Annotated in this window: 14 protein-coding genes and 1 tRNA gene; 8 read left to right on the top strand and 7 right to left on the bottom strand. The window is 32.8% G+C overall.

Going from position 1 to position 19,638, the window contains the following annotated elements; translation table 11 throughout:
- Positions 1 to 4 precede the first annotated feature (4 nt).
- Complete coding sequence (locus tag QWY88_RS01295) at positions 5 to 841, bottom strand: nucleotidyl cyclase domain-containing protein (protein WP_304543239.1); 837 nt, start codon at positions 839 to 841, stop codon at positions 5 to 7.
- Between the two features lie 176 nt (positions 842 to 1,017).
- Positions 1,018 to 5,586: a diguanylate cyclase gene (locus QWY88_RS01290; RefSeq protein WP_304543237.1), complete on the bottom strand. Its 4,569-nt coding sequence runs from the start codon at positions 5,584 to 5,586 to the stop codon at positions 1,018 to 1,020.
- Positions 5,587 to 5,856: 270 nt separating this feature from the next.
- On the opposite strand from QWY88_RS01290, the gene QWY88_RS01285 reads away from it, so the two are divergent.
- Complete coding sequence (locus QWY88_RS01285) at positions 5,857 to 6,564, top strand: methyltransferase family protein (protein ID WP_304543235.1); 708 nt, start codon at positions 5,857 to 5,859, stop codon at positions 6,562 to 6,564.
- Positions 6,565 to 6,703: 139 nt separating this feature from the next.
- Here QWY88_RS01285 and QWY88_RS01280 read toward each other — a convergent pair whose 3' ends face one another.
- Entirely contained in the window at positions 6,704 to 7,768 is a 1,065-nt protein-coding gene (locus QWY88_RS01280; protein WP_304543234.1) for a YeeE/YedE family protein, read from the bottom strand.
- 584 nt (positions 7,769 to 8,352) lie between these two features.
- Here QWY88_RS01280 and QWY88_RS01275 point away from each other — a divergent pair.
- From QWY88_RS01275 to QWY88_RS01265, 3 genes are all read left to right on the top strand, one after another.
- Positions 8,353 to 9,444 carry a DUF262 domain-containing protein gene (locus tag QWY88_RS01275; RefSeq protein ID WP_304543232.1) on the top strand — a complete coding sequence of 364 codons (1,092 nt, stop codon included), beginning with the start codon at positions 8,353 to 8,355 and terminating at the stop codon, positions 9,442 to 9,444.
- Positions 9,445 to 9,447: 3 nt separating this feature from the next.
- The gene (locus QWY88_RS01270) at positions 9,448 to 10,086 is read left to right on the top strand and encodes an MAE_28990/MAE_18760 family HEPN-like nuclease (protein ID WP_304543228.1); all 639 of its coding nucleotides are present in this window, start codon (positions 9,448 to 9,450) and stop codon (positions 10,084 to 10,086) included.
- Positions 10,087 to 10,252: 166 nt separating this feature from the next.
- Positions 10,253 to 10,780: a hypothetical protein gene (locus tag QWY88_RS01265; protein ID WP_304543227.1), complete on the top strand. Its 528-nt coding sequence runs from the start codon at positions 10,253 to 10,255 to the stop codon at positions 10,778 to 10,780.
- A gap of 35 nt (positions 10,781 to 10,815) precedes the next feature.
- Here the strand turns inward: QWY88_RS01265 and QWY88_RS01260 are convergent, their stop codons facing one another.
- The gene (locus QWY88_RS01260; RefSeq protein WP_304543225.1) at positions 10,816 to 11,769 is read right to left on the bottom strand and encodes a hypothetical protein; all 954 of its coding nucleotides are present in this window, start codon (positions 11,767 to 11,769) and stop codon (positions 10,816 to 10,818) included.
- Between the two features lie 196 nt (positions 11,770 to 11,965).
- Between QWY88_RS01260 and QWY88_RS01255 the strand changes: the two genes are divergently transcribed.
- From QWY88_RS01255 to QWY88_RS01240, 4 genes are all read left to right on the top strand, one after another.
- Entirely contained in the window at positions 11,966 to 12,838 is an 873-nt protein-coding gene (locus QWY88_RS01255; protein ID WP_304543223.1) for a hypothetical protein, read from the top strand.
- Positions 12,839 to 13,171: 333 nt separating this feature from the next.
- Entirely contained in the window at positions 13,172 to 14,485 is a 1,314-nt protein-coding gene (locus QWY88_RS01250; protein WP_304543221.1) for a hypothetical protein, read from the top strand.
- Between the two features lie 12 nt (positions 14,486 to 14,497).
- On the top strand, positions 14,498 to 14,728 hold the full coding sequence (locus tag QWY88_RS01245; RefSeq protein ID WP_304543219.1) for a hypothetical protein: 231 nt from the start codon (positions 14,498 to 14,500) through the stop codon (positions 14,726 to 14,728).
- Between the two features lie 54 nt (positions 14,729 to 14,782).
- Complete coding sequence (locus tag QWY88_RS01240) at positions 14,783 to 15,901, top strand: tyrosine-type recombinase/integrase (protein WP_304543217.1); 1,119 nt, start codon at positions 14,783 to 14,785, stop codon at positions 15,899 to 15,901.
- 36 nt (positions 15,902 to 15,937) lie between these two features.
- On the opposite strand, the gene QWY88_RS01235 is transcribed toward QWY88_RS01240, so the two are convergent.
- The 3 genes from QWY88_RS01235 to QWY88_RS01225 all read right to left on the bottom strand — a co-directional run bounded on the left by QWY88_RS01235 (position 15,938) and on the right by QWY88_RS01225 (position 19,628).
- Positions 15,938 to 16,014, bottom strand: a tRNA-Ile gene (locus QWY88_RS01235).
- Positions 16,015 to 16,083: 69 nt separating this feature from the next.
- Complete coding sequence (locus QWY88_RS01230) at positions 16,084 to 16,521, bottom strand: globin domain-containing protein (RefSeq protein ID WP_304543215.1); 438 nt, start codon at positions 16,519 to 16,521, stop codon at positions 16,084 to 16,086.
- A gap of 8 nt (positions 16,522 to 16,529) precedes the next feature.
- Complete coding sequence (locus QWY88_RS01225) at positions 16,530 to 19,628, bottom strand: efflux RND transporter permease subunit (protein WP_304543213.1); 3,099 nt, start codon at positions 19,626 to 19,628, stop codon at positions 16,530 to 16,532.
- Between the last annotated feature and the right edge of the window lie 10 nt (positions 19,629 to 19,638).

Genomic DNA, 19,638 nt, shown 5'->3' with positions numbered 1-19,638 from the left:
AAGTCTATACAATTGAAAAGGTATCGTTTGTCTCTCTGAGCGCATTTTCACAACGTTGTATAATTGTTTGAATGTTATCTTCATCACCTTGCACACTCATGCTCGTTTGAACCGGTTGAGATAGATTAAGATTATTGACAATTTTACGGCCGACTAATTGTGCATGTTCTGGAGATCCGACTAAAAAAATCACCATAAAACTTTTTTTATTCCAACGTACAAGCATATCATCATGGCGTATATTATCTTTAATAGTTTGGGAAACACTTTGAACTAAACTTGTTTCATCACTTGCAAGTTCTATTAAACAGATACCCAGAAGCTTTTCGTTAAATGTTGCAGCACTTATGAGCCTTGGAGAGATATGTTCAAAATAGTTTCTATTATATGCTCCCGTATCAGGGTCGAGATTTGTCTTGTTTTCAGTCATAATACGTTTGATCAAATCAGTTGTAATGTCATGGAAAAAGACCAATTCGTACCCGTCTAAAGGATTTTCAACAGTTACGGAAAAAGCATGCGGTTTGATTTTATGATTTAACATACTCACAATGCGGTCAGCTTCATCTAAAGATTTAATTGCCTCTCGCCAAGTTTGCTGATTTTCGATTTTGCCTGCATGGAAATAAAAATCATGTGGCATAAACCTATTTTCAAGTGTCCCGTATTCTCTGGCAAATTGCTCAAGGCTCTCAAGCCCAAAGAAATTTCTACTCGCTTTATTAAAGAGTATCGGCTCGTTATCATGATATACAAATACTAAATCTTTTTGCATATCTATCAAAGATTCAATAATTTTTAACGATGTCTCTTCAAAGGGATATTTATCAGAACTATTCAAAGCAATCCTTACTTTATTAAACTAAAAAAAACATATCAAATTATACAAGATTTTATCATTTTTGCAAGTTTACACGAAAGAAACAGCCAATAAGGAGATTTCTCAACTCAAATGTTACTATAGGTTGCTCTACTTTTGTGATACAAATAATTCACCTCAACTTTTCAATAAAATATCTATACTACATAGCTAACGATGCAATTCCTACCGTTACGTTTAGCTTCATAAAGAGCTTCATCTGCACTTTTTACAAGCTGTTGGTATTTATGTGTTTTTTCAGGTATGAGACTAGATACACCGAAACTGATGGTAAATGGGTCTATTTTAACCCCCTCTATAACAAAGTTATTTTGATCATTTTTAAGGATGTCTGCAATACTTTGACACACTCTTTTAGCCCCTTCAAGGTCAGTATCGTACAACGCAATAATAAACTCCTCACCACCGTATCTAGCAGCAAGGTCTGAGGTGCGTTTTAAAGAGTTTTGAATAATATCAGCAATATTCTTTAAAACATGATCCCCGACAATATGTCCGTATGTGTCGTTGATCTTTTTAAAATAGTCTATATCACACATAACAATAGAGGTTGGTACCTCTTTACGTATCGCAAGGCTCCAGATGTTTTGCATATGGGTTTCAAACTGACGTCTGTTAGCTATTTTTGTAAGAGGATCGATAGTTGAAAGTTTTTCAAGCTGTTTATTTGCAATCTCCAGCTCTTTTGTCCGTAAGGCAACTGCTTTTTCCAGATTATGATACACAACGGCATTCTCGATCGATATCGCTATTTGTCCGCTGAGATACTGTAAAAGTTCCACTTTATCATCGGTAAACACACCCGGAAGTAAATTGTTTTCCAGATAAATCATCCCTTTTATCTCCCCTTTGAGGATCAACGGTGCACAAAGAAGGGACTTAATTTGTTTATGGAAATTTTTTACATCAAAAAATATTTTGCTTTCATTGAGATTATCAAGAACAACAGATTTCTGCGTGCGTAAAACATAGTTAATTATCGGATGTACTATCTTTTGTGACTCCATATAAGGCTGATGCTGCATCACTTTAGTATCATTATCATCAATAGAGTATTGAGCCTCTATGAAAAGTTCTTCCTCCTCTTTTAAGAGTAGAAAAACGTTTTGCGCTCCGGAATTTTTAATAATAATTTTCACAAGAGCCTGTAAAAGATTTGAAAGACGCTGTTCTTTTACGATAATTTCCGAAGCTTTCATCAACGTTTCAATATCGAATTTTGCGATCCTTTCTTCAGCTCCTTTCTCTACCATTCCCCATTCAACTAGGTTGTCTAAAAATGCTTCTTCATAGCTATGTGCAGCTTTTTTCTGATTGAGCTCTTCATAGAGCTCCTGTGTCAACTTATTTGCAATTGCCATGAGGTTTGTCTGCATATAGATCATAGCAGTATTTAAAGCTTCTTCATAAAGCTCTATAGCTTTGTTTGTATCTCCTTGAAGCCGATAGAGTTCCGCTTCTAAAAGATAAGCTCTGGCCATAAAGTTCTCTGCACACTCTTTAGACCACATGTAAAAGTTTTTCTTTGCTTTTTGAATAATTTTTTTATACTTAAATTGTACGGCAAAGGTTTCGTATTCATAGAGTTTGGCTACTGTCAGTGCTTCATAGAAAATATGCTCTGTATTGTGTAGCATCCCTTTTGAATCAGATGCAAATTTTTTCCCTTCGTTGGATAGATCCAATGCTTTTTTATACTCTTTCTGTATGTAAAGCACACTCAACTTGTTTATGTAATAATAATGAGCGAAATGTTTTGAATGATAGTTCTCAAGAGATTGAATGAAATCAGACTCGTCAAACTCAGCCGTTTTTCCCTGTAGATTGAGTATTGCCTGTTTAACGCTCAAAACTGCACCATATTGTTCCATGGTTCCGATGTTTTTGAGTACGACTAAAAAATGTTCTATCTTCTCCAACATCAGAGAGAGGTTGACACCCCGCATAAACATACTCTGTGTTATCCCCGCAGCTGCACACCCTGTATGGAACCAATCTCCGATCTCAAGACCGTTTTCATAAGCTTCTTCCCATAGCTTTTCCGTCATAGAAGCAGGTTGTTTCCATGAAGTTGCAAAGTAACCGCTGACAAACTTAACCTCTGCATGCTGTATAGTATTTTCAAATCTTTGGAGCATATTGATCGAAAGACGGTAGTAGTCAAACCCTAGTGTATGATTGCCCAAGATACCGCCTTGAAAGATCACACCAAAAACGGTAAATGCGATCACCGACTCTTTTGTCAAACCTTTTTGCAAACAAAGAGTAACAATTTTAATAGCATTGGCTACACAAAGTTCCGGTCTTATCTGGTACGCTGCCTGTAGAGAATTAGCCGCAAGCTTAACAAGATAGATAAACTCTTCATCTTCTGCATCTCTAAGCTGACAAAGCGTATCGATACTTTTCCCTTTAAGCTTTATTTTTAAACGGACAAAATCAAATACGAACTGTGGCGGGAAAAAACTTTTCGGCATATTAAATCCAAAAAGCTTCGTTGCTTTACGGCCCGTTTCATACGCTTTTTGAAAATCGGAAATATCGGAATAGAACTTGATTAAGAGTTCATATATCTGTGCTTTTTGTATCTTCGAATCACTCAGCTGCAGTGCTTGTTCATAGTAATATACAGCTTCGTCACTATTATGGCAAAGATGTTCACACTCTCCCCTCTCTTTAAGGATAGAAACATCTGTTATGTTTGATGTTTCGCTGAAGATAAATTCCATAGCTTTTTTAATATAAATCAAGGCATTTGTAAAGTCGCCGCTTTTTTTAGAATGTAATGAGGCTTTGACATTCAGGTCTATAAGAGGAGCTCTATCTTGAAGCAGCTTATAGCCTATATTTAAATGATTTACACAAGAGATAAGCGTCTTGTTCTCAAGCTTATGTTCCTTTTGAAGGATCTGGATCCCTATTTCATAATGGATACGGGATAATGTTTCATCATCAAGTTTCGAGTAGATTGCCTCTTGCATCTTGTCATGAGAAAAACTGTACCCTTTTTCCTCGGCGTTTGTCTGTAAAATGATCCACTCATCTTTTACAGCTACATCCAAGGCATCTTCAAATAAAGTATCATCTGCATAGATGCTTTGCAATTCTGTATAAGTAAAATGGCTCCCTAAACAGGCTGCGATATTCAACAAACTACGTACATGCTCGTCAAGCAGTCCTATTCTTCTGCTCAAAACCTCAAACACATTATCGCTGATAGGCATCTCCTGCAGTTTTTGCAGGTCACAGTACCACTCAAGAGTCTCATGGCTAAAACGGATCGTATTGTTTTCTTGGAGCTGTTTAATATACTGGTTTACAAAAAAAGCATTCCCATCCGTTTTATGTACAATGATCTCTGCTACTGCATCTACTTGGTCTAATTGCATCGTGTTAAATAAGAGCTCTTTAATGTCCTCTTTTTGAAGACCTTTGAGGTGGATCTCTTCTATTTTTACATCATAAGAGTAGAGTCTCTTAAACATCTGTCTAATCTCATGTTCCTCTTTGACCTCTTCATTACGATACGTGACAAATACAAAAAGATTGTTGAACTTTAATAGGATGTTTTGTATCCACTGGATAATGACCTCATCTGCCCACTGCAAGTCATCAATATAGATACAAAACGGCTTTTCAGATTGAAAGAAAAGTTCCATAAAATGAAATAACATACTATCAAAACGCGCTTTTTTATCTACAGGACTAATATCTGTAATTTGCGGTTGCTTACCGATAATAACTTCAATTTCCGGTATAACATCGATAAGTATCTGCGCTTCGTTGCCTAAAATATTTTGCAACTGCTTTCTGTAAGCTTCTACTACTTTCTCATCTTCTGAAAGGATCTGTTTGGTAAAATTTCGCAAAGCATCATAAAGGATCTCATAAGGGGCATTTTGTTGATAGCGTTCTAGTTTTAGTTCAAGAATATGACTAAAATATTCTTTATTATCTTGAAGCACCTTATTCATAAAAAAGGATTTCCCTACGCCTGAATTACCATAAACCGATATAAGTGTATTTAACGGTTCTCTTGCCCTGATGATCTTTTGGATCTCTTGTTCAGGAACTTCCCTGCCATAAATAAGTCCATTCATGTTAAATTTGAAAAACGGTTTAAAACTATTGAGTTGAAAAATACCTACACTACCGTTTTCTTTCAGTTGTTGAAGAGATTTTGCAAGATCAACATGTACTGAGAGTATGTCACTATATCTTTCATTACGGTTTTTTGCCATCATTTTGTCGATAATATTGGATATGGTTATAGGGATCGAAGCATCCAGTTCATGTAAAGAGGGAAACTCTTTAGTAAAAAGTTCGTAAAAAAAGTCTTGAGAGTTTTTACTCTCATCTTCAAGTTTTTCAGAAAGTATTTCGTAAAAGATAACGCCGAGACTGTAAATATCTACAGAATGGTCTATCGTAAGACTTATCCTCTCATTTTGTTCAGGTGCTCTGTAGATACGGTTCTTTTTATCCTGATTCTCTTTATCGTTAGGAACTATCGTAACCGATAAACCATTTTCAGCATCGATCAATATAGAAGAGCTGCTTAGAGTTCTAAGAGTAATATTTTGTTTATGGGAACTTTCTATAACCTTACATAACTCTATGGCAATGTATAAAAATTTTTGAAGATCGAGTTCATTTCTTTGTATATAAATATCTAACTCAATACCGTCAAAATATTTTTCTTTCAATGAATACCCTTTCTCCTAGTGAATCACAAACAACTTTTTGAAATTATTATACTCTTGTCCTGACGGAATACTGTCGGTTATTGAATAGACAAGTAGCAATCTCTCTAATTTTTATTTATAAAAATTATATTTAAATTTAAACAACTTTTCATAAAAAACTGATGAAATTTTCGTCAATCATACGCTTTGTAATCTATCTGTTATTTATATAATTTAAATGTATAGATGATAGTATGTTAGTTAGATAAATAATAGAATGAGGTATCGACCATGATTAACCAAAAATCTGTCAATAAATTTCAACCTTCACAATGGTTAGGTGTAAGCATAACTTACCTTTCTGTACCACTCATTCTATTGGTTTGTGGATGGGATCTCAGTTGGTGGCAAGCGTGGGTCTTTTTAGTGCTTATAGTTACAGCCGGCATAGTGAGTCGTGTTTTGGCAGAACAAAGACATCCTGGGATTCTGGTTGAACGCTCTAAATATTTTAAAGCCCAAGATGTAAAGTCCTGGGATAAAGTGCTTGGAACATTGATGGCGTTGAGCATATCGTTTCCCATTGTGATAGTAGCAGGTCTTGATCACCGTTTTACATGGTCTTCCCATTTCCCGATTTGGGTAAATCTACTCGGCTTTATTCTGATCGCCTTTGGTTATGCCTTTGCTTCATGGGCCCTGATCGAGAACCGTTTCTTTTTCAGTTTGGTACGTATCTTAAAAGACGGTGAACATAAAGTGTGCAATAGCGGTCCGTATCGAATTGTACGTCATCCAGGCTATGCAGGAAATCTTTTTGCACTTTTGGGGATTGTTCTTGCTTTAGACTCTCTGTGGACATTGATTCCGGTAGGTATGGCGATAATAATTGCAGTAATAAGAACTGAACTGGAAGACAAAGCACTTCAAGAAGAACTAAAAGGGTATAAAGAATATACACAACAGGTACACTATAAACTGATTCCTGGAATATATTAATATGATAATTTTGAAAATGGTTAAAAACGTAGTTTAGTGGTAGGTTCCGTGACTTGAACACGGGGGCACTCCGTTCTAAGGAAGATCCAAAGTACCATCTTTTATTTATAACAAAACCTCTACAAAGAAACTTACTTGCTTATTTTTGATTCCATTCAAAAAGATAACAACTTGCTAAAGCATCTCTTTTATGCAGATATATAACGGTAAAGTAAGCCGATACGGCGATAGAGATAATAGCAATAAAAGAAGCAAAAGCAAGAGTTGATATCCCGGTAAGTCCTTGACCGACTGTACACCCTAAAGTCAAGATGCCGCCAACACCCATCATACTACCACCAATAATTGAGTTTTTTAATTTATTCTCTTTATCATTTGACGCACAATTTACTACTCTATATTTTTTATTGAAAAAAGCCATAACAGTTCCACCTAACAATAGACCAAATATTATACTAACACCAAATGACAACGTACTTCCACTAAAGAACATCAGATATTCAAGAGCTTTGCCGGATGGATATACAAAACTCAACCCTTCAAGAGTTGATATTTCAAATTCATTTACGTTTATTACTCCTGTCACTACCCATGCTAAACTGACTAATATCCCAATAATTACACCATCTAAACATAATAGTAGGCTTTTTATGTTTGGTATCATTTTCCATAATACAAATAACAAAACTGGAATAACTAATAGTATAGGCAATTGCATATTAGGCAAATATGATGATAGTTTTAATAGCAATTCGTTGTGATTCAGCAAGTTTGTAAAGTATGAAAACAATCCTTTTGAGGTTATATAAGCAAAAATAGCAATAAATAATATCGTTACTAAGGAGTAGATATTGCCTTGAGAGAATTTGATCAGTTGTCGGCTACTGCATCCATCAGCCAACATCATACCTGCTCCAAATACGATGCCTCCTATTATGATAGCGATGTAATTGATCTCTTCCTTCAAATAAATAGTGTTAGAAAAATCAACTTGAAAAAATATAGCTATTGATTGAGAAAGGATTACCGCTGTAATAATAGCAACTAAAATAGAACTAGCTCTTCTTGTAGATTTTATTTGTATATAATCTTTTATTGCACCGCTAAAACAAAATTGAGTGTATTGAGCCACTAATCCATACATTAAGCCTAGTGCAAATGCACATAGATTAATAATACTTAAATCTTCTATATAATTTTCCATAATACTTACTTTTTTAAATCGAAGTATAGTGTTGCAGTGTAAAATATGTATAAAACAATTTTATTTAATAATAGTAAGAGAATCAAGTAATTTCAAAGAGCTTATAATTGATAAAAAGTTCGTGTATTGGGAATTAAAAGTGGTGGGTTCTCCGTGACTCGAACACGGGACCACTCCGTTATGAGACTGCTTTAAAGTACCTAAAACACGATATTTTATGGATTTAGTCACTTACAATTAACTATAATTTCTGCTATTTTGGTGACACATTGGTGACACTTTTTCAACTCTTAATAAAGTTCAATTTCATTACTATAAAGGCTCCGAATACTGGAGGGTCTAAAATAAACTAAAAAGCCTTAAAATAGCCACTTTAAATTCTCTCTTCTATCAATAAAAGCTACTCAACAACACTATTTTAGCTACTGAGTAGCTAAAACAGTTCTCTCAATAAATCTTTCTATATCTCTTTAAGCTATTCTTATATTATCACAGCGTATAACTCACTAAATATTTATTTATTTAAAGTATACTTATATAAAATATAAACTTATGTTTGAATTTAAATTTATAGGAAAAATTTTATGACTACAAGTGAAACATTAATACGTGAAATTGAAGTAAAAAGAGAAGAATTTAAAAATGAAAATTACCCTATGTCTATTGGAGAACTTGTAAACTTATATATAAATGGGGAAGTAGTTATAAATCCTGACTTTCAAAGATTTTTTCGATGGTCACCTCTTCAAAAAACTAGATTAATTGAATCAATAATGCTGAGAATTCCTTTACCATCTATTTTTGTATTTCAACGCGAAGATGGAATTTGGGAAATTGTCGATGGATTACAAAGGGTTTCTACTATTTTACAGTTTATGGGTGTTTTGGAAGGTAAAGAACCTTTAACATTACAAGCAACAAAATATCTTCCACATTTAGAAAATTTTAAATGGGAGAATGAAGAAGATAAAGAGTATGAAATACCTGATACAGTGAAATTGAATTTTAAAAGAGTGAAACTAAACTTATCAATTATTATTGGAGATACAGGTGCAAATGCCAAGTTTGAAGTTTTTCAAAGACTTAATACAGGTGGCTCTTATGCATCTGATCAGGAAGTTAGAAATAGTGTTATGATAATGGTTAATAAACCAACATATGAATGGTTTATAGAACTAGCTGCTAATAAAGAGTTTCAAAATACACTCTCCCTCAGTGATAGACTTTATGAAGAACAATATAATGTAGAATTAGTATTGCGGCATATTGCATTATTATACTATGAATATACTCCAAAAAAAGATATTAAAGATTTTTTTGATGATATTACAGAAAAAATACTTTTAGAAGATAAATTTGACTATGAGAAGATTAAAGATAAGTTTATTAGTACTTTTAGCATACTAAATTCAATACTTGATGACAATACATTTAAGAGATATGATGGAACAAAGTTTAAAGGTAAATTTTTAGAATCAGCATTTGAAGCAATTTCTATTGGAGTAGCTTACAATATCGATAGTTATTCATTCCCTCAAGATAATGATTTACTTATAGAAAAAATTCAAAATTTACATTCTGATGACGAATTTAAAAAATACACAGGTTCTGGTACAAATGCAAGAACTAGAATTCCAAACTTATTACCATTTATAAAGACTTATTTTAGGAAATAAGGAATGGCAAAAGATTTACGTACTTTTGATGGTTTAACAAATAAATTAGCTGAAGAGCTTGGATGGAGAAGAAAAGAATTAACAATTATACAAAATAAAATTCCTACTACTAAAAATGCTATGCAATCAGTTTTTTTACGTTCAGCAGTTCCATTATTGTATGCGCATTGGGAAGGTTTTGTAAAAGTGACTTTATCTTGCTACCTAGAATATGTATCAAGTAAACATCTTACAAATGATAAACTACAATATTCTTTTTTAGCTTTATCATTACAAAATAAAATTGGAGATCTAGAAGTAAATAGTATTATCAATAAAACAAAAGTTGTCGAAACATTATTTAATGAATATACAAATAGATCTAATATACCAAAAAAGGGAATCATTAATACTAAATCTAATTTAAAATATGATGTATTTCAAGAAATGTTATTAATCTTAAACTTGGAAGAATCTTCCTTTAGTGCAAAAAAAGATTTAATTAATGATTTAGTAGATATGCGAAATCATATTGCACACGGTGAATATTTACAAGTTGATTTAAAACTGTATAATGAATTTCATAATGATATTATTGCATTATTTGAAGTGATAAAAACTCAAATAGAAAATAATGCATTATTAGAAAAGTACAAAAGATAATGAAAAATTTTGAAATTTGGAATCTTCCTATAAAGTAGACAATTTTTGAATCAATTAATTAGATAAAATAACTGTGTACATTATAAGAAGAAGTCAATATCAAACAAAATCTTAATCTTGTTAGTTATAGAATTCGTTGAAAGCTTAGAATCATAAGGTAGAAAATATGTTTGAAAAGTATACAAAAATACTAGAAGTTACATTAGAAATAATAAAATTTTTATTTAATGATGTTTTTCTTTATGTTCATCGTATAAAAACATCACATTTAGAAAATCTGCATAACGAAATAAAAAAAGACACTCCTAATATATGTATTCTTCAAAAAGAATTTTATAGTGCATATCATTTAATTTTAGATGCTGATGAAATTATAAATCTATCCAAAGATACTAAGTGTTTCCGTGTTATTCAATATATGAAAAAGTTTCCAGAAATCTTAATATACAAAAATGGAAAATTATCTTATTTTAAAAAAAATCAAAGAGAAATACATAAAATTTCAGATAAATTATGGAATATAACACTTGTTTCTCTCGTGTCATGTGTAGTTTTAATATTTATTTTGAGTCCATTTTATCAAGCATTAATAATTATGTTTGCAATTATGACATATATACTTGCCATGGAAAGATACAGATTAGACTACAAAAAATTAGATAATTTAATTGAGTCCTATAATACTGAAAAATAATAAGTATAGAATGTCCCCAATTTTATAGATACTAATTACATAAGGTCACTTTGTATTTCACTTGATTCAAAAACCTTTAATTCTTCTATTAAATGTATTGGGATTTTTGTATCTTTGATTTGTTTTTCAACTTCATTTTTTGATGTTTGATTATCACATATAATCCATACTTTTAAAGTTTTTAAGATATGTAACATAATTGTTATAGCTTTATCATCTGATGGTATAATTTTTAATTCCTGTTTCTTTTTCATAGATTCTAATTTAATAGCAAGTATTTCAAACAGTTTAGATATTCGTTTAACAGTTGTATCTGTGCTTAAACTTCTAAAATCCCCTAAATACATATAACCTAATCCACTTAAATGTGTTGCTAAATAAAACTTTAGAACTGCTCCCATTTTATATAATACTCGCTCCCCTACATCTTCCAAACTAGTAACTTCAAAGCCATTAGATAATAAAAAGAATTCGATTTGTTCATTTGAAACTTCGTCTGAGATTTCTTGCTGTGCTGTCTTTAAAATAGCTTCTTTAATTGCTTTTGTAGCTTTTTCTTTTAAATTAGCTTGAGTATATTTTACAGTATCCAATCCAGCTATATTAAAAGCCAAACTATCTTCTTCTTTTTGAAAAGGAATAATATGTTTATTCAAACCAAGCATTAGTCCATATTCCATATTGACATTAGCATTGGGCATTGAAACTCCATCTTTAATATCATTATTGACAAAAATAATACAAAAGCGAGATGTAATAATTTTAGAACATATTTTCGTGCAAAAAACACTTTCTGCATATGTTGAATGATTTTTTGCTTCGACTGGTTCTATATGTTCTTTTTCTAGAATATTAGTGATAATGTCTACCTCCAATTGAGAAGAATTAAAACCATATCCAATAAAACAAGATTGTGTCGAATTAAAGACATAACCACAACTTGGTAAACCAATGATACATTTTTCATTTTTTCTTATTGAAGTATCCATAAATATTCTCTTTTTTAGAAGATTTGTTTTCTTTAACAGTTTATAATATTCTACTAATATATGTATAAAATGTAACTTGAAAACCAATATATAAATTATTCAATATAGATTGAAAATTAAAAACAATTTTTTTATACACTTACCTAAATTTTTTAGAGTAAAATATTCTCCAATAAAGTAGCCAAATTTTAATATTATGAAGAAACGAATAATACAAGATATACTCAAAGAACTTGAAACTAATGAAAAAGACATAAACTCTTTAAGTGAAGATATATATCAAATATATACCAAGCATATTGATTTAATTCAATATATCAATGGTGACACCAAAGATATGATAGAAACAAGAAGAATAAAAGAAAATAAAGAACGTTTACGTCCATACATTACAGCCTTTAAACAGAATCAACAGTACTATGACATCTTAAATGATAGAATCAATAGCTATACGATGAAAACTCACAAAAATGTGTTTGAACTATATTTGGAAGATTATGAAAAGTTTACTAAATTACAAAGTGATACATATACATATTTTTTGACATATGTAGATTTACAATGGGCTATAAAAACTTTACAAAATAAAATGAAAGCAACAGAGTTAAATGATAAAGAAACAACATATTTAGCTATGTATCATACCCATCAAAGTTTAAAAAATATATTTAAATTTTTTCAGTATATGCCACTGACAGAAAAAGGGATTACTACTTCCCTTTCAATCCTTTTATATAAATTTATATTAAATCAAACAAATTTAAAGAAATATCAAATTAAGGAACTGATTGAAAATTTATTTTATCAACTTGATATTCCGACAACAATCCAAATCAATAAAATTGATAATGCTATAGTGACAGCTATAGTTAATGACTTATTTATTTTTGCATATCCAGGTAAAAATGATATTAAATCAATAATAAATCTCAAAGCAATTACAGAGAGTTTAAACAAACAAATAGAGAATAACAAAGATAATATCGCTTGGAGAGAAAAAATCAAAGAACATTTAGATGATGACCTTCAACCTATTTACAAACTTTTAGGAGTTTATAAAAAATTCTAAGAAATATGTGAAATTTTTTTCTATTCTTTTTCTCCAAATTACTTCATACTTCCACCATCATTAATGAAAGAAACATAAGAGTCTTAGAACTCGTATAGTTTGCAAAGCTAAAATGCTTTCTCAAAGGGCCGTAGCTGAAAGCGTAGGTCTACCAACGAGCATAAACATATAGATATCTAAAGAAATATTCACACGAGGCGGTAGCTACGAGCAATTAGTAGCGGAGTTGTGGCTTTGCCACTTCGAGCGTAGATTGCGTTAGCTACCTTTTTTGTTCGGGGTGTCTAGTAACACCCCCTTCTAAACCTCAAAGAGGTTGTTAGGTAAAAAAGATTGAAAGATTTAGAGACACAAGAGTTAGGTAGTACTCCTAAAACTATCAGCGGTATAGATACACTTTACTACTTCTATGAAACTAATGAACAGTATGATGATTTATTCCTAGATATATTAGACCAATACGAGGAAAGCAAAGCAAGGTTTGAAAAGAGAGATTTAAAGTATGAGAACAAAGATATAAATGTACTCATCAATAAACAAACTTTTTTCTTCAATGGAAAGGCACAAGGGTTTTATTGGTTTACACACATTGATAGTTATTTCACTATAGGATTCAAGGACTATAAAACCAATAGAGGTTTAAATGATATCCAAGTCCAGTTAGATGCAAGAGGGATTTATTTTCTAGGTATTAAGTTTTTAATTCAATATATAGATGCTATTCTAGTTGATTATATTACAGGTCATAAACCAATTACAAGAGCTGATTTAAATATCTTTGTGCAAAGTGATTTATCATGGATAGATAAAACAATGTTTGTAACTCGTAAACGTAAATATGAAACACTTATCAAAGAGCGTGCAAATAAACATAAATTAGAGACTTTGTATATAGGTAAACGCCCTTTTTTATTAAGACTCTATGATAAACGAGCTGAACTTAAAAAGTCAAAGAAAAAAGATATGATGTACTTTCATTTTCTCTCTAATGGGTTTGAGAGAACTAAAGATATATACAACATAGAATTTGAGATGCATAGAGACTATCTAAAGACATTTAAGATAGATACTGTAGATGATTTACTCTCTGGTGCTGAAGCGTTATTCAAAGAGTGTTTAAACGGTATACGTATGGTTGATTTATCCTCCATTACAGATAACACTAAAGAGATGAAAAATAAACATAGAGCTAAGACTCATCCACTATGGGAACATCTTGAAAAAAGTTATATATTAAAAGAGTTCTTTGAGATTCAAGCTCCTATAGAACGTATTAAAAGAAAGAGCTATAAATATACAATTGTCGAAGCAATTAAAGACACTATCGCAGTAGCTAGAAAGTTTCATATACATGGTGGTGTAATAGATGAGATGTTCTTCAAAGATGTGCTAGATGAGTTTAAAAAGAATCATATCAACTCTATAAAAGATAAACAAGGTGTCAAACTCGTTTATGAAAATGTAACTACTCAAATAAATCCAAGAGATTTAGATGATTTAGAGTTGCAAAAATATATTCTCAAACTCAAAGAGGATTTAGATAGTTCAAGTGATTTAGATATACAAGTACTCATTAAAAAGTATGAGAACGCTTATATTGAATTAAAAACTCGTGGACTAGATAATCCTTGTGAATATCCATTTTAGAAAGGAAAATGTATGAAAAAATACCTTCAAACTAAAAACCTTCCTGAAATTTTTGATTTGTCAATTGATTACTTCCAACAAAGAATGCATACAGAGTTTATCAAAGGTATTCACTTTTTTATACCGCCTACTAACTCTAAAACTAAAAAAGCTGTTCTTTGGGATATTGAAGCACTTGAAAACTGGTTAAAAGGTTATGAGCAAAATGATGAGCTTGAAAATCTTTTAGCTAGAAGAGGTTAGAATAACATGTTAGTTGTAAGTGATACTAAATCCTTTGTAAAAAAAGGAGACAGAGTGCAAGATATAAAAGCCTCTATTTTATCACGAGGAAACAGAAAATTTTGGTATGTGAAATACCAAGTGTTATTTGAAAATGATGATGTTAAAGTTGGTCAAGAGAGTACAAAAGTTCTAAAGACTGAAAAGACTCTCAAATATATGCAAACAAAATATTTACCCGTTTGGATAGCTAAGAAGATGGAAGAACTCAAAGCCAAAAAGCAAGAGTCTAAAAAGTTTTCTTACTATTTTAAAAAGTTTCTTGAACTTCATAAAACAGATAAAAGCTATCATACGAGAATAGGAATCTATAACAAAGTAAATCGTTACTTTGGAGATATGAATGTTGCAAAAATAAAACCTCTTACCGTTAAAGAATACTTAGCATCTTTAAATCTAAGAAATGGTACAAAAAGAGATTATCTCGGATGTATTAAAGGCACATTAGATATTGCACTTGATGATGATGCAATTGAGCGTAATGTTGCTTTTGGAATTAGGTTTAAAAGAGAAGAGAAAGCTCCCATTGAACCCTTTTCAGTTCAAGAAGTAAATCTAATGCTAGAAAACTCAACTGGCATGTTTCGAAACTACTTAGGTGTTGCTTTACATACTGGTATGAGAAGCGGTGAGATATTAGGTTTGATGCATAGTGATATATTGGAAGATAGAATCACCATTAGACGTTCAGTTTCCAAAGGTCGGGTTACTTCACCTAAAACACTAGGAAGTGTTAGAGATATTCCATTGTTTGATGCTGTAAAGCCATATATTGAAAGCCAACGAAAACTAAGTAAATCGCTTTATCTATTTGAGTTTGATGGAAGCTTTATCAAAGACGCTACATTCTTTAAAAGAAGATGGCATCAGCTCGTAAAAGATTGTGGAATGAATTATAGAAAACTCTATACGACAAGACACACTTTTATCACTGCAATGCTCAATAGTGAACAGTTTAAAATAATGGAAATTGCAGCCATTGTCGGACACACTTCACCAGAGATGATTATGAAAAACTATGCAGGTTTTATCAGAAATGAGCATTTAAAGGTTGCTACAAATATAGAGTTGTTTAAAAAGGCTGGTGACACTTTGGGTGACACTAGTACAATTAGACATCTAAATAGAGCTTAGGTAAAATTAAAAAGTTCGTATTTTTGGGATTAAAAGTGGTGGGTTCTCCGTGACTCGAACACGGGACCACTCCGTTATGAGCGGAGGGCTCTAACCAACTGAGCTAAGAACCCACTTTGTTTTGGTAGGGCGAAATTATACTCATCAGTTGCTTAGAATTAGCTTACTATATTGTGTGAAATCTACTGTGTATTTACCATCCATAAAGAGAATACATTTAAGTAGTTCCAAAATGACTGTAACGACGTCTCTGTAACACCTTCTTCTTTGAGTTTTTCAAGGAGCGGTATATATAGACTCAACCATACTTCTCTTGCTTTAGCATCTATGCGAAAACGTGCATGACGACCTACCATTTGAGGAGCACCTCTGCTTTGATTAAAATAATCGGGACCGCCGCAAATCTGAATAAAAAAGTCGGCTGCATGTTTTTTAGCTTTTTCTAGGTCTTGAGGATCCATAGGGAACAGATGTGCTATCTCACTCGTTTTTATAGCCTCATAATGCTCATCAATTAACTTTCTTATTCCCGCTTCCCCTACTTCGATCAAAAACTCAGGAATCGGTTTTGTAACCGGGGGTCTTACACCAAACTCTCCGTATGCTATATCAAAATTCATAAACTCTCCTAATTAATATTTTGCGGTGCTTTTATTCTATATGCCACTGCATATAAAAGCGGTACATATATAAGATTCAACACTGTAGCCCATGCTATACCAAATCCAAGCGATACCGCCATCGGCTGGAGTATCATCGCCTGACCCGATGCAAAGAAGATCAGTGTTAAAAGCCCAAGTACCGTTGTCAGTGATGTAAGTAAAATTGGCCGGAGTCTTGTTTTTGCTCTTGACATCAACTCTTCCGTATCTTTGGCTTTTTTGATAAAGTCAACCATAATAAGCCCGTCATTTACAACAACACCTGCAAGTCCTACTATACCTATCATTCCCGGCATTGTCAGATTGATTCCCATCACGTAATGCCCGACAAACACACCAAGTAAAACAAGTGGTATTGTACTGATTACAATTAAAGATTTCTTTATAGAATCAAACAACCATACTAACGTAATAAAAATTAAAAATAATGCGATCAGAGCAGACTGTGTCATCTCTCTGATATTCTTTTTATTCTCTTTCTCTTCACCCTTGATATCGATTAAAATACCTTCATTTTTAAGCTTCTCAAATACCGGTTGAAGCTTTTTCATAACTTCAGACGATGTTATAACTGTTTTATCTAAAGAGGCATAAAAACTTTTTATACGTTTTGCATCCTCTTTTTTAAGTGTCACATAGCTTTGCACATAGATAAAATCTGCTATATCTTTAAGCAGCACATACTGGTTCGTTGAAGGGATTTGCACCTCTAGATCTTTTAAAGAGTCTATATCTTCGTTCATATTACTTTCAATTTTTATACGTACCAGTCCACTATTGTTAAAGAGTTTTCCGTACTCCCCTTTGAGATAATATGCACGTAAAGAGTTTGAGATGCTTTGTTCATTAAAACCTAATTCTTGACCGTACTTGTTTATGCGAAGCTTTAACTCTTTTTCCCCCAATGTTGCATCATCGGAGATATTAAATACACCGTTTATTTTTGCGATCTCGCTTTCAAGCTCTTTGAGGTACGGCACGACATCCCTGCCGTCTTGTGATCGAAGTCCGATCTCAATATCGTGTGCAATCACACCCGCGCCCGGAACTTTTACAACTAACTCGTCATATTTTGCAAACTCATCTTTTAAAAGCTCTTTTATATCTTGTGCGATATCTCTAGAGTCCTTTTGCCGTGTTTTAATATCTTTATCGTATTCGATCGAGAGATACGGGCTTATATATGTATCGAACATATTTACAGGTGCTCTCTCTTTTAGATCAACAAAGATATGAAAAAGATTTTCCCCTATCTCCGCATTGTTTTTAGAATCCATCTTAAAACCGATCACCGAAGTAACTGAAGAGACATCCTGAGGATCAATCTTTGCTAAAATCTTTTTCTCTAATTGTGCAACGTATTGTTCCGTATCTGTCAGTTCATTGTTAATATCTACTTTGCCGTACACATACACCTGTGTCGTATCGAAATCTGGAAACAACTGAAACTTTAGTTGTGAAACAAAAAGTACGGTAGCTCCAAGGATCAAAGAAACCATAGTGATGAGTGAGATCACTTTTCTTCTAAAGAAAAAGTGTAACACTTTACTGTAGCGGACATACATACCCGCCCACATATTTTTTGTAAAACTTCCCTCTTTGGAAACTCTCAAAAATTCATAAGCATGAAGCGGTAGAAAATAGAACGCTTCAAATAATGAAGATAAAAGTAAAACAGTGATCATAATAGGGATGATCTTAATGAACATCCCCATCTCTCCGCTCATGAGAAGCATAGGTAAAAAAGCAAATACCGTTGTCAGCGTTGCCGTTAAAACTGCCGGAAACATCTCTACTGCACCCTGAACTACCGCTTCTTTACGCTCCATCCCCTCCTCTAAGTGTCTGTAGATATTCTCGGCTACTACGATAGCTTCATCCACAAGCATCCCAAGGGCTATCAAAGCTCCAAGAAGTGAGAGCATATTTAAACTATCTCCAAGTAATTCACTTACAATAAGTCCGATCATAAAACTCACAGGAATACCAAGGGCTACAACAAATGCAATCCCGCGGTTGATGAAAATAAGCATTGCTAAAAATACCAACATCAATCCAAACATTATGTTTGAAAAAACTACATTAAGACGGTTTTTAATCCATACCGATGTATCTGTATAGATATCGTAATTGAACTGCGGATTTTTTTGATGCAGCTCTTTTAACAACGCACGTATATCTTTTACAAGTGCTATGGCATTTCCGTCTTTACTTTTTGTCACATTGACAGAGATGTTTCTTACACCGTTATAGTGAGAGAGTTCAGCCTCGTCACTCAGCGTAAAATCGACATCTGCAATATCACTGATTTTCAGTTTTTTACCGCCTACATCAATCAGGGTATTTTCTACACCCTCTTTTGTTTTTTCCCCGTTAAATGTTGAGATATAAAGGTGGTTTGCCTGTTGTTTGATCGTACCGATCGGAAAAATGGAGCTGATGTTGCTGATCGCAGATACCACGAGTGCAGGCTGGAGTCCGTACGCTTTGATTTTGTCGTTATTTAAAACAATATCAAGCTCTTCATCTGCATCACCACGGATAGTGATGTCACTGAGGTCTTTAAAGTTTGAGAGTTCGCTTTTTAGCTCTTCTGCTCTATCTAACAACTCCTCTTTAGAAACATCGCCCGAGAGTGCAATAAGAGCCAGTGGGAAAGCGTGAAGTTTGATCTTTGCAACGGGTTCGTTCATATCTGAAGGGAGGTCTTTTTTAACACTGCTTACTATATCTTTGACATCATTAAGCACCAAGATATTATCGGCACCCGGTTTGATATCTGCCGAGATTGTAAAGGCACCGTTTTTGATATCACTCTTGATCTCTTCAAGGTCATCGATATTTTGCATATCGTCTTCGATCGTCTGCACCACCATCTTATCGAGGACATCAGCGGAAGTTCCACTATATCCGCCGGTAATTACGATCTTGTCCATGTTCATAGGCGGAAAGATCTCTTTTGGTATATTGATATACGCAAAGATTGAGAGCATAAATATAAATATTAAAAGTATATGATTTAAAAGAGGTTTCTCTATAGAAAACCTGATAAAACTGCGTACCACTTAATTCCCT

The organism is Sulfurimonas sp. hsl 1-7 (genome assembly GCF_030577135.1).
GTDB lineage: Bacteria > Campylobacterota > Campylobacteria > Campylobacterales > Sulfurimonadaceae > Sulfurimonas > Sulfurimonas microaerophilus.
The sequence above is the reverse complement of the archived record's forward strand: the minus strand, read 5'-3'. Positions and strand labels throughout refer to the sequence as shown.